The organism is Bacillus sp. THAF10 (genome assembly GCF_009363695.1).
GTDB lineage: Bacteria > Bacillota > Bacilli > Bacillales > Bacillaceae_I > Sutcliffiella_A.
In genome coordinates, this window is record NZ_CP045403.1 from 37,501 (window position 1) to 49,789 (window position 12,289).

Consider the following 12,289-nt stretch of genomic DNA (forward strand, 5'->3'; position numbering starts at 1 on the left):
TCGAGCAGGGACGAAAGTCGGGCTTAGTGATCCGGTGGTTCCGCATGGAAGGGCCATCGCTCAACGGATAAAAGCTACCCCGGGGATAACAGGCTTATCTCCCCCAAGAGTCCACATCGACGGGGAGGTTTGGCACCTCGATGTCGGCTCATCGCATCCTGGGGCTGTAGTCGGTCCCAAGGGTTGGGCTGTTCGCCCATTAAAGCGGTACGCGAGCTGGGTTCAGAACGTCGTGAGACAGTTCGGTCCCTATCCGTCGTGGGCGCAGGAAATTTGAGAGGAGCTGTCCTTAGTACGAGAGGACCGGGATGGACGCACCGCTGGTGTACCAGTTGTCTTGCCAAAGGCATAGCTGGGTAGCTACGTGCGGACGGGATAAGTGCTGAAAGCATCTAAGCATGAAGCCCCCCTCAAGATGAGATTTCCTTTTACTTCGGTAAGTAAGATCCCTGAAAGATGATCAGGTAGATAGGTTCGAGGTGGAAGCGTGGCGACACGTGCAGCTGACGAATACTAATCGATCGAGGACTTAACCCAATATGATTTACATGATGACACGATAGAATTCTTGATATGAACACATTATCTAGTTTTGAAGGAATAAACCTTCAACTGAATATGTCTGGTGGCGATAGCGAAGAGGTCACACCCGTTCCCATACCGAACACGGAAGTTAAGCTCTTCAGCGCCGATGGTAGTTGGGGGCTGTCCCCCTGTGAGAGTAGGACGTTGCCAGGCAAATGAGAAGAACCAGTGCTTATGTGAATAGGCGCTGGTTTTTTTGTGTTTTTCAAAAGAAAAATTTGCTTATTTTTGATGAAGAGACGGGTTTTGGGGTGATTATTTTGGTTTGATGGCCAAGATTGATGTGCTGGTGAGACGTAGCGATGTAAAAACACCTGTAATATAGGCATTTATTACAAAAAAAGGTAATCAAAATGATTTTCTTCAAAAGTTCGTGCCAAAACCAGGCAAGTTGATGCCGAAAGGGTCCGAGTTCGTGCCAAAATTGGTCGAGTTCATGCCAAAAAGCCCCGAGTTGATGCCGATCCTATTTTAGTCACAAATTTTCTCGATCGGACAACCGAAAAACGAAATGAGCTGATAAAAATAGGTGGAGCAGAGGTGGTGGACGACACAAAAATGAGTAGCACTCGTAAAAATAGGTCGAGCAAAGGTGGTGGACGACACAAAAATGAGTAGCACTCGTAAAAATAGGTGGAGCAGAGGTGGTGGACGACGTAAAAATGAGTAGCAGTCAAAAAAATAGGTCGAGCAGCTAGTCTGGACGACACAAAAAAGCATTCGCCCCGTAAAAATAGGTCAAGCAACCAAAACAGCACCGATCCACTCGTATCCACGCCGCCATCCCAGCCGCCCATCCTATGCTCCTAGTCCGTCCCAGCCACCCTTCAAACTGCATACCGGTATAACATAGAGTTCAAAACCCCACAGCAAATAGGATTTTTATTATAAAATTAGGTAATCAAAAAGCTTTTTTTCAAAAGTTCGTGCCAAAACCAAGCAAGTTGATGCCGAAAGGGTGCGAGTTCATGCCAAAATCCTGCCAAAAACCCCCAAGTTGATGCCGAAGCAATTTTTGGGTCAGCCATCCTCACCATTTTTTTCATTTCAAGACAGACACAGACTAGTTGACGTAACATACACTAGATGTAGAAGATTACTAGGCTGTTATTTTGCTAATTTGGTATACAAATTGTTGTTTTGGTTAGAATAATGGATGGAGGTGGGGAGAGATATGGAGTCAACCATTCATTCATCTGAGGGGAAAATGTGTATTGTGTGCGAAGAGGAGAAAAAACGTGGCATACATCTTTATACCGAGTTTATTTGTACCGAATGTGAAACAGCAATGCTGCAAACTGATGTGAAGGATCCGCTGTATAAGTTTTATTTGCAGCAATTAAAGAAGATTACCATACCGAAAATATATTCCTAATCCAGAAATAAGCTTCACGAAAAGTCCTTTACAAGGGCTTTTATTTTTTTGAAGCAAAGGTTTTGGAATGATGTTCACTTGTTCCTGCGCAATCTTCACATACCCATAAAAGTATTACCCGTCCTCGACTATAAGTAAGGGAGTATATCCGTTATAATAGAAGGAAGGCGAATTCTTAAGATAGAGGATGTGCGATTGGTGAATCAAAAAAAAGCCCCATTGTTTGAAGGGCTCAAGAAGCATTGGGAGGCAAATCCGGTTTCTGGGCATGTGCCAGGTCATAAGTATGGACAGGTTTTTCCGGAGATTGGTTACTCATATTTTCAAGAAATTTTAAAGCTGGATGCGACGGAGATTTCTGGTCTAGATGATTTACATGATCCAGAAGGTATGATTGATGAGGCGCAAAGGTTAGCAGCGAATTATTACGGTGCGGAGGCTACATTTTTTCTTGTGAATGGCTCCACTGTTGGAAATCTTGCGATGATTCTAGCTGCTTGTCAAAGGGGAAGTAAGGTACTAGTGCAGCGCAATTGCCATAAATCTATTTTACATGGAGTGGAGCTTGCCGGGGCAGATCCTATTTTCTTATCATGTGAGACAGATAGCGAGGTAGGAGTAGCCACTCATTTTTCGCTGAAAGAACTGAGAGAAGCTTTAGACTCGGTTTCCGGCATTGAAGCAGTGGTGTTAACCAATCCTAATTATTATGGACATTCTTATGAAATGAAAGAAATAATTGATTTGGTTCATCGTTATAACGTACCTGTGTTGGTGGATGAAGCGCATGGGGCACATTTTACGGTGGGTGAGGGTTTTCCTAATTCTGCGTTAGATTGTGGTGCAGATGTGGTTGTTCATTCTGCTCATAAAACGCTGCCCGCGATGACGATGGGCTCTTATTTACATATTAATGGAGAGCGAGTAAAGAAAGAAAAGCTAGCTTATTATTTGAAGATGCTGCAATCGAGTAGTCCATCTTACCCTATCATGGCTTCCTTAGATTTAGCACGGTATTATCTTGCTTCCTTCGATAAACAAGCGATCCAGGAATTGCTTCATGATATGGAGGATCTTCAATTACAGATAGGAAAAATGCCAGAAATACGAGTAGTAGTTCCAAAGAATAAGCTGTTGCAGAAGGATCCGTTAAAACTAGTGTTACGTTCTACGCAAGGAATAAGTGGATTCTCGTTACAAAAGCTTCTGGAGAAAGAAGGAATATTTGTAGAATTGGCAGACGCCAAAAATGTTTTGCTCGTCCTGCCTTTGGCAATAAATGATAGGAAACAGGAATTGCTCGAAAAATTAACGAGAGCCGTTTTACATCAGCATGAAAAGACCCCTGAAGTGGAAATAGTGAAGTTGCCTACACCACCAAACGGGTTAGGTCAATTGGCGATTCCATTGGGGGAGCAGGAGAACTATAAGGCTGTAAAATGTCACCTAGAGGAAGCAGTGGGTAAAGTTGCGGCAGAGAGCATTATTCCATATCCACCAGGGATACCGGTTGTGTTAAAGGGAGAACGGGTGACAGCGAGTATAGTGGAGTACTTAAAGCAACTTGTGGAGCTTGGTGCTAGGTTTCAAGGAAATGAACAATTATATAAAGGATATATGAATATATATAAGGAAAAGGAGTAAGAAGTAGTGAAGGGATTATTTATTACATTTGAGGGTCCAGAGGGAGCAGGGAAAACCTCTGTTATTCAGAAGCTAGCAGAAGAGCTTCAGGAAATAGGGTATCCTGTGCTGTTAACTCGCGAGCCAGGTGGTATTGCGATTGCAGAACAAATTAGAAACGTAATATTAGATTGCGATAATACCGAGATGGATGCAAGAACAGAAGCTTTGTTGTATGCGGCAGCACGCCGTCAGCATTTAGTGGAACGGGTAATGCCTGCACTAAGGGAAAACAAAGTGGTTTTATGTGATCGGTTTATTGATAGTTCCTTAGCGTATCAGGGTTTTGCGCGTGGAATAGGGGTGGAGGATGTGCTTAGCATTAATGAATTTGCTACAGAAAAGATGCTTCCTTCCTTAACTGTTTACTTTGATATTGAGCCAGAGGCAGGACTTGCGCGAATTGCAGCGAATAATAAACGTGAAATAAACCGTTTAGATCAAGAAAAACTCGACTTTCATTACAAGGTGAAAGAAGGGTATGATTTAGTAAAAGAAAAATATCGAAATAGATTTGTGGACGTGGATGCCGCGCAAGACTTTCATTCGGTTTATGAACAAACAAAGAACATCCTCATTTCCTATCTTACGGAAAACGGGTATTAATAATGAAGTTCTACTTAATTAATGGTAAAATAAAGGAGGCGCTATAAGATGAAAATGATCATGGCTGTGATTCAAGATAAAGATAGTAACCGCTTGATGAATGCTCTAGTTGAAAATAATTTCCGGGCGACAAAGCTTGCAAGTACAGGTGGATTTTTGAAATCTGGAAATACAACGTTTATGATTGGGACGGAAGATGTTCGTGTTCAAAAGGCGTTGGATATTATTAAGGACAATTGTCAGCATCGTCAACAGCTAGTCGCTCCTGTCTCCCCTATGGGTGGAAACGCAGATTCCTACGTTCCGTATCCAGTTGAGGTGGAAGTAGGCGGCGCAACGGTGTTTGTCCTACCAATTGAGCAATTCCATCAGTTTTAAACTCAAGAGTGGTATGCACTTTTAAAGTCACAGGTGCATGGAGCTTTCGCTGCTACAAACATTTGATTGATACACATATGTTGTTTAATACATTAGCGGCTGAAAGGCTGCTTTTTTACGATACTTTTATTCCCCTAGAAAATTCTTAGTACTTTGGGAAAGGGAACAACACGATGAAAATATCCACGGATTACCGTACAAATTTAGATAAAGGGAGAACAGACCAAAAGGCAGGTTCTTCTTCCCATTTACCCTTTGGTGAGGTTATGCAAAAGCATGCAAATAAGTTGCATCATCAACAGCTGCATAGCTTGTTGGCCAATATCGATGTTGCTGGAAATAGATTAAGTAATTCCCGCTCTTTACAGGACTTGGCCAAATACAAAACACTCATAAAACGCTTTATGGAGGAATCCGTGGAATTTGGGATGAACTTAAACCAATCCCACCATTGGACAGAGGATGGCCAATCACGGCAGCTACATCTAGTGAAGCGAGTGGATGAAGAACTAATTCGGCTTACCGAATCAGTGATGAATCAAGAGGAATCGAGAATAAACATATTAAGCAGTATTGGTGAGATTAAAGGTTTACTCATCAATCTCTATATGTAAGGTAGTGAGTGAAAAATGGTGTTGAAAAATTGGAACGACCTAGAAAGTCAGCCTACAGTGGCAAGAATAGTGATGAATAGTTTAGAACGCGATCGAATTGCTCATGCCTATTTGCTGGACGGAATGAAAGGAACTGGCAAGAAAGAGGTAAGTTATCTTTTTGCAAAAAGCCTGTTGTGTAAAAATAGGCAAGGCGTTCATCCGTGTCAGGAATGCACCAATTGTAAGCGGATTGATTCACGAAATCATCCAGACGTTCATGTGGTCGAGCCGGATGGTAATTCAATAAAGAAGCAGCAGATTCAATTTTTGCAAGAGGAGTTTACGAAAACAGGCCTGGAGTCAAAGCGTAAGGTATATATTCTGGAGCATGCGGATAAGATGACTACGAATGCTGCCAACAGCTTGCTGAAGTTTTTAGAGGAGCCAAATCAGGAAACATTTGCCTTTTTGCTAACGGAAAATGTGAATCAAATGTTAAACACCATTATTTCTAGATGTCAGCCTTTATCGTTCCGTGCTTTAACGTCTGATGGCTTGGTAGACAAGCTAGTTGAGGAAGGAATTTCGCTTCCATTAGCAAAGTCAGCAGCCGCATTAACGAACAGTCTTGAGGAAGCAGTAGAATTATGTCGAGATGATTGGTTTGCAGAAGCAAGAAGCTTAGTGATAAAATTGTATGAAGCGATCTTTCATCGCCCACAAGCATCCTTATTGTTTGTTCAAGAAAAGTGGATGCCACATTTTTCAGAGAGAAAGCAATTAGAGATAGGTTTAGATTTAATGCTCTATATTTATAAAGATATGCTATATGCTCAGTTAGCGAAAGAGGAGCAATTGGTGTTTGTCGACTGTAAGGAATTAGTCCAGAAGTTGGCTCTCCAGACGACCCAGCATCGTGTTACCGAGCATTTATCCTATATATTGCAAAGTAAGTCTCGGCTAGCATCCAATGTGAACCCGCACCTTCTCATGGAACATTTAGCGTTAAACTTGCAGGAGGGATATTAGTTGTATGAAGTAGTTGGAGTACGATTTAAAAAGGCAGGTAAAATATATTATTTTGACCCAAATGGGCTTGATATACATGATAATGAATTTGTCATTGTCGAAACGGTAAGAGGCGTTGAATTTGGAAAAGCTGTACTTGGTAAGAAAAAAGTGGAGGAGAACGATGTGGTTCTTCCGCTGAAAAAGGTGCTACGTAAAGCGGACCAAAAGGATCGTCTGATTGTCGATGAAAATAAAAAGGCAGCATCTGAGGCGTTTGATGTCTGTTTTTCCAAAGTAAATGATCATGGGCTTGATATGAAGCTTGTTGATGTGGAATATACATTTGACCGCAATAAAATTATCTTTTACTTTACAGCAGACGGACGAGTGGATTTTAGAGAGCTTGTTAAGGATTTAGCATCCATTTTTCGTACAAGAATTGAGCTTAGACAAATTGGTGTGCGGGATGAGGCCAAGCTTCTTGGTGGAATTGGACCGTGTGGCAGGATGCTGTGCTGTTCTACCTTTCTTGGAGATTTTGAACCAGTATCGATTAAAATGGCAAAAGATCAGAACTTGTCATTGAATCCTTCCAAAATTTCCGGCTTATGTGGCAGACTTATGTGTTGCCTAAAGTATGAGAATGACGAATATGAGTCAGCTAAAGAACAATTACCTGATTTGGATGAGGTAGTTAAAACTCCAAGTGGAATGGGACGAGTAGTTGGACTTAATATTCTTGAACGTGTATTACAGGTGGAGCTATCTGGCAAGGAACGGGTAGTGGAATATTCACTTGATGAACTGATGCAAGAAGGAACCCTTTCAACGCAAGCCACAGATTAAGAGGTGGAAAACTTGGACAAGAAGGAAATTTTCGATTCTGTCAGCAACATGGAAGAACAGATAGGAAGTCTATATAAGCAGCTCGGAGAATTAAAGGAGCATTTAGCTCTTATAATAGAAGAAAACAATAGCGTGCTCGTGGAAAATAGCCATTTAAGAAAACGCTTAGAACAGATGACAGCAACGGAAGAGCACCTCTCCCCTAAGGGAAAAAAGCAAAAGAAAAAAGAGCAGGAAACAAACAAGCAAACCGATATTGGTGAGGGCTATGATAATCTGGCAAGATTATATCAAGAAGGCTTTCATATTTGTAATCTTAATTTCGGCAGTCCTAGAAAAGAAGGAGATTGCATGTTTTGCTTATCTTTCCTTAATAAAAAATGAGCCGCTTCTCACACCAGAGCAGCGGCTTTATTTTATGCACGATAAGGTATACTAACGAAAGAACATGATTGGAAAGGATTTTGGAAATGGTTAGATTATTGGATGACGAGCGGTTGGATTATTTATTGGCAGAGAATCTCCGAATTATTCAAAGTCCCTCTGTCTTTTCCTTCTCTCTAGATGCCGTGCTTCTTGCTCAATTTGCCTATGTACCAATACAACAAGGCAACATTATCGATTTATGTACAGGAAATGGCATCATCCCTCTATTGCTAAGCAAGCGATCAAAAGCAACCATTACGGGGGTAGAAATTCAGGAGCGGCTTGCAAATATGGCAGAGCGTAGTTTTCAGTACAATGAATTAGAGCATCGTCTGAAGGTACTACCGATGGATTTAAAAGAACTACCTGCTATGCTTGGTAATAAAAAGGTAGATGTGGTCACCTGTAATCCTCCTTATTTTCCGGTTGCAGAAAAAGGGGAGAAAATAAATGCCAATACCCATTTTGCTATTGCCAGACACGAAATTGCTTGTACGTTAGAGGATGTGGTGCAGGTGAGCAGCAAAATCGTAAAGCAAGGGGGAAAAGTAGCCTTTGTGCATCGACCAGGAAGGCTTCTTGATATTGTAACTTTAATGAGAAAATATAGTATCGAACCTAAGAGACTGCAGTTCGTTCATGCAAAGCTAGGTAAGCCAGCAAACACCATATTAATAGAAGGAATTAAACAAGGAAATGCGGATTTAACTATATTGCCGCCATTGCTTGTATATGATGAGGAAGGCAACTATACTGCTGAAGTGAAGAAGCTCCTTTTTGGGGACCAACCAGAAAGGCAAGAAAGAGAGGGATAACAATGGAATTATGGCAGCAGAATAGTTTTTCAGACAGCTATACGAAAGGAAGACTCTATCTTGTCCCTACTCCCATTGGTAATTTGGAGGATATTACGTATCGTTCCTTAAGAATATTAAAGGAAGTTGATTTTATTGCTGCAGAGGACACAAGACAAACAAAGAAGCTATGTAATTATTTTGAAATAACAACTCCGCTTCTAAGCTACCATGAGCACAATAAAGAAAAGAGTGGCAGAAAGCTAATAGAACTGCTTGTAGAAGGAAAAGATGTGGCGCTGGTGAGCGATGCTGGCATGCCTTCTATTTCCGATCCAGGCTATGAAATCGTAACAGAAGCTTTAGCGCAAAAGCTTTTTGTTGTCCCTCTCCCTGGTGCGAACGCTGCTTTAACTGCCTTAATTGCGTCAGGATTAGTGTCGCAGCCGTTCTATTTTTATGGTTTTTTGGATCGTCAGAAAAAAGACAAGAAAAAGGAATTAGAAACCTTAAAAAAGCTCGAGGCAACCTTTATTCTATATGAGTCTCCTCATCGCTTGAAGGACACGTTAAAGCTGATGCTAGAAATCATCGGTGATCGCTCGATTGTTGTGAGCAGGGAGCTGACAAAAAAGTTCGAAGAGTTTACGCGTGGAAAAATCTCTGAGGTGTTAGCTCTTTATGAAGAGCAGGGAGTGAAGGGTGAATGCTGCCTTATAATAGAAGGAAACAAGGAAACGACTTCCGATGAGGATGCCACTTGGTGGGAAAATCTTTCACTAGAAGCCCATGTCCACCACTATGAAGAATCAAAGGGTGTCTCATCAAAGGAAGCGATAAAAATGGTGGCAAAGGATCGAGGAATTTCTAAACGAGAAGTATACCAAGCTTATCATGTGAACGAATAAAAAATCTCTATTCGTAACCTTTGTTGCTACTGTGGATATCGTAATCAACGTTGCAGTCGTGCTCTTTTCGTGGAAGTAGCTTTAAACATGTGGAAATTTATCTTTGGATAGAGATTGGAAAAAGTCTTAAAGCCGACTTATTCTTAGGTTTTAACAACAATCTTTTAGAAAAGAACATAAAAAAAGGTTGCCGAGGCAACCTTTTTTTACATGGTCATTATTTTGTTTGAAGATTGTTTTGGATTTCTTGGATAATCTTTTCTGCACCTTCACGGCTAAGAATGATTTTTCCTTCTGCAAGAGAAAGGTTGCTGTCAGATACTTCACCAGTAACTTGGCAAGTCATGTTTGGCTTGTATTTTTTCAAGATGATTTTTTCGTCATCTACATAAATTTCTAAAGCATCCTTCTCAGCGATGCCTAATGTTCTTCTAAGCTCGATAGGAATAACCACACGACCTAGTTCATCAACTTTACGTACAATACCAGTAGATTTCATAAAAAAATTCTCCTCTCTAAAGATAAAATAGCTTGTTTCTATAAATCTATCATTTTCGTCATTATTCGACAAATCTAACGTGATTTAATCATAACAATTTTTACAAAATTCGTCAACATTTTTGTTTGAAAATATTTGTATTTATTAAAAAAAATGTATCTTTTATACGTAGAAATAGCTATGTAATAAGGGTTTACCTGAATAGACATTTGGTTAACATTTACAGATAGTGACTAATTTTCAATAAAGTGTCAACCTATTATTCTTGTTTATTCGACATAATTCGACTTTTGTCATTCGACAATTTTCTTCTTTTTTGTCGAATAGGGGAAAGGGGAGCGAAACGTTAGAAATCCTCTCAAATGATTTGCAAAAAGTTTTTGCTCAATCCTTAACAATACCGCATAAAACCATGTATAATAATAAATACAAATAGGTTATGATGTTGTTATATACTTATGAACTTGAAAACGCTCATCGCTCTCGTCCATTGGGCGGGAGTTTTCTACTTTTATATGTTTCGACTTTAGGGAGGTAATTTTTGATGGTAGCCGATAAAAAAACTTTTTATATTACGACGCCTATCTATTATCCTAGTGGTAATTTACATATTGGTCATGCCTATACGACAGTTGCGGGAGACGCAATGGCTCGTTATAAGCGACTAAAGGGCTATGATGTTATGTATTTAACAGGTACAGATGAACATGGCCAAAAAATCCAACGTAAAGCAGAGGAAAAAGGCATCACACCACAGCAATATGTGGATGAAATAGTGTCAGGCATTAAGGATCTTTGGCAAAAACTAGATATCTCATATGATGATTTTATTCGTACAACCGAGAGTCGCCACAAAGAGGTAGTCGAAAAGATTTTCAAGCAGCTACTAGATCAAGGCGATATTTACCTTGATGAATATGAAGGCTGGTATTCTGTTCCAGATGAAACTTATTATCGTGAACATCAGCTTGTCGATCCAATTATGGAAAACGGAAAAGTCGTTGGAGGGAAAAGTCCTGACAGCGGGCATCCGGTAGAGCTTGTGAGAGAGCAGTCCTATTTCTTTAGAATGGGCAAATACGTAGACAGATTGCTACAGTATTACGAAGAAAATCCTGAGTTCATTCAGCCGGAGTCCCGGAAGAATGAAATGGTGAATAACTTTATTAAGCCTGGACTTGAGGACTTGGCCGTTTCTCGTACTTCTTTTGACTGGGGAGTAAAAGTTCCTGGTGATCCAAAGCATGTTATCTATGTATGGATTGATGCGTTGTCCAATTATATTACCGCTCTTGGCTATGGTACCGACAACGATCAGAAATATTTAAAATATTGGCCTGCAGATGTGCATCTTGTAGGAAAGGAAATTGTCCGTTTCCATACTATTTATTGGCCAATTATGCTGATGGCTCTTGACCTTCCGTTACCGAAAAAGGTGTTTGCCCATGGCTGGTTATTAATGAAGGATGGAAAGATGTCTAAATCAAAGGGGAATGTCGTAGACCCTGTCACGTTGATTGACCGTTACGGCTTAGATGCACTTCGTTACTATTTATTAAGAGAGGTTCCATTTGGAGCCGATGGAGTGTTCACGCCTGAAGGCTTTGTGGAGCGTGTGAATTATGATCTCGCTAATGATCTTGGGAACTTGTTGAATCGCACGGTGGCAATGATAGATAAGTACTTTGATGGGGAAATTCCTATTTATAATGGGAATGTTACGGAATTTGATGAAACTCTAAGCAAACTCGCAACAAATATTGTTCAGCAGTATGAAGAAGCGATGGAAAATATGGAATTCTCCGTTGCGTTATCCTCCATCTGGCAGCTTGTGAGCCGAACAAACAAATACATTGATGAAACACAGCCTTGGGTTTTAGCTAAAAATGAAGAAACGAAAGATCAGCTTGCATCTGTAATGGGTCATTTAGCAGAATCTCTTCGTTTTATCGGTATCCTACTAAAGCCATTCCTAACAAGAACACCTGGGAAAATTTTTGCCCAGCTTGGAGTAGCGGATGCGCAAACAGAATGGGATAGTCTCGCGCAGTTCGGTCAAATTCCAGCGGGTACAAAAACAACGAAGGCAGAGCCAATCTTCCCTAGACTAGATGTAAAAGAGGAAGTGGAGCATATTAAATCAGTTATGCAGCCACCTGTTGTTGAAAAAGAGCAAGAAGAAAAGCCAGTAGAAGCGGCACCTGAATCGGAAGAAATTACAATTGATGATTTTATGAAGGTAGACTTACGAGTAGCCCAAGTAACGCATTGTGAGCCTGTAAAAAAAGCTGATAAATTATTAAAGCTTCAATTGGATCTTGGCTATGAAACACGCCAAGTTGTTTCAGGAATTGCAAAATTCTATACTCCTGAAGAATTAGTAGGCAAGCGGGTCATTTGTGTAACAAACTTAAAGCCAGTAAAACTTCGCGGTGAGCTGTCACAAGGGATGATTTTGGCAGGTCAAAAGGATGGAGTGCTCTCCTTAGCATCTGTTGATGAGTCTCTACCACTTGGTGCAAAAGTGAAATAAAAAGGTTTCTTTGAAAAATATTTTTATTAAAAAAGAGGTGTTCCACGTG

General features: G+C 40.6%; 12 protein-coding genes and 2 rRNA genes (1 of these 14 cut by a window edge). 13 read left to right on the forward strand and 1 reads right to left on the reverse strand.

The window, feature by feature from the left end:
- From FIU87_RS00180 to rsmI, 12 genes are all read left to right on the forward strand, one after another.
- A 23S ribosomal RNA gene (locus FIU87_RS00180) occupies positions 1 to 537 on the forward strand; it begins 2,397 nt to the left of the window's first position.
- 84 nt (positions 538 to 621) lie between these two features.
- Positions 622 to 738: ribosomal RNA gene (gene rrf / locus FIU87_RS00185) — 5S ribosomal RNA — on the forward strand.
- 1,021 nt (positions 739 to 1,759) lie between these two features.
- A complete protein-coding gene (locus FIU87_RS00190) occupies positions 1,760 to 1,960 on the forward strand; it encodes a sigma factor G inhibitor Gin (RefSeq protein WP_152442758.1) in 201 nt (66 codons plus the stop codon).
- Positions 1,961 to 2,158: 198 nt separating this feature from the next.
- Complete coding sequence (locus FIU87_RS00195) at positions 2,159 to 3,604, forward strand: aminotransferase class I/II-fold pyridoxal phosphate-dependent enzyme (RefSeq protein WP_152442759.1); 1,446 nt, start codon at positions 2,159 to 2,161, stop codon at positions 3,602 to 3,604.
- A gap of 6 nt (positions 3,605 to 3,610) precedes the next feature.
- Positions 3,611 to 4,249, forward strand: a complete 639-nt coding sequence (gene tmk / locus FIU87_RS00200; protein WP_152442760.1) for a dTMP kinase — start codon at positions 3,611 to 3,613, stop codon at positions 4,247 to 4,249.
- A 48-nt stretch (positions 4,250 to 4,297) separates the two neighbouring features.
- Positions 4,298 to 4,627, forward strand: coding sequence for a cyclic di-AMP receptor DarA (locus FIU87_RS00205; RefSeq protein WP_152442761.1), 330 nt, complete (start codon positions 4,298 to 4,300; stop codon positions 4,625 to 4,627).
- Positions 4,628 to 4,800: 173 nt separating this feature from the next.
- On the forward strand, positions 4,801 to 5,241 hold the full coding sequence (locus FIU87_RS00210; RefSeq protein ID WP_152442762.1) for a YaaR family protein: 441 nt from the start codon (positions 4,801 to 4,803) through the stop codon (positions 5,239 to 5,241).
- Positions 5,242 to 5,256: 15 nt separating this feature from the next.
- Positions 5,257 to 6,252, forward strand: a complete 996-nt coding sequence (gene holB / locus FIU87_RS00215; protein WP_152442763.1) for a DNA polymerase III subunit delta' — start codon at positions 5,257 to 5,259, stop codon at positions 6,250 to 6,252.
- The gene (locus FIU87_RS00220; RefSeq protein WP_152442764.1) at positions 6,253 to 7,080 is read left to right on the forward strand and encodes a PSP1 domain-containing protein; all 828 of its coding nucleotides are present in this window, start codon (positions 6,253 to 6,255) and stop codon (positions 7,078 to 7,080) included.
- Positions 7,081 to 7,092: 12 nt separating this feature from the next.
- Positions 7,093 to 7,464, forward strand: a complete 372-nt coding sequence (gene yabA, locus FIU87_RS00225) for a DNA replication initiation control protein YabA (RefSeq protein ID WP_152442765.1) — start codon at positions 7,093 to 7,095, stop codon at positions 7,462 to 7,464.
- Between the two features lie 86 nt (positions 7,465 to 7,550).
- Entirely contained in the window at positions 7,551 to 8,321 is a 771-nt protein-coding gene (locus tag FIU87_RS00230; protein WP_152442766.1) for a tRNA1(Val) (adenine(37)-N6)-methyltransferase, read from the forward strand.
- Between the two features lie 2 nt (positions 8,322 to 8,323).
- Positions 8,324 to 9,208, forward strand: a complete 885-nt coding sequence (gene rsmI, locus FIU87_RS00235) for a 16S rRNA (cytidine(1402)-2'-O)-methyltransferase (RefSeq protein WP_152442767.1) — start codon at positions 8,324 to 8,326, stop codon at positions 9,206 to 9,208.
- Positions 9,209 to 9,425: 217 nt separating this feature from the next.
- On the opposite strand, the gene FIU87_RS00240 is transcribed toward rsmI, so the two are convergent.
- On the reverse strand, positions 9,426 to 9,707 hold the full coding sequence (locus tag FIU87_RS00240) for a transition state genes transcriptional regulator AbrB (RefSeq protein WP_152442768.1): 282 nt from the start codon (positions 9,705 to 9,707) through the stop codon (positions 9,426 to 9,428).
- 544 nt (positions 9,708 to 10,251) lie between these two features.
- Between FIU87_RS00240 and metG the strand changes: the two genes are divergently transcribed.
- The gene (gene metG, locus FIU87_RS00245) at positions 10,252 to 12,240 is read left to right on the forward strand and encodes a methionine--tRNA ligase (RefSeq protein ID WP_152442769.1); all 1,989 of its coding nucleotides are present in this window, start codon (positions 10,252 to 10,254) and stop codon (positions 12,238 to 12,240) included.
- Positions 12,241 to 12,289 lie beyond the last annotated feature (49 nt).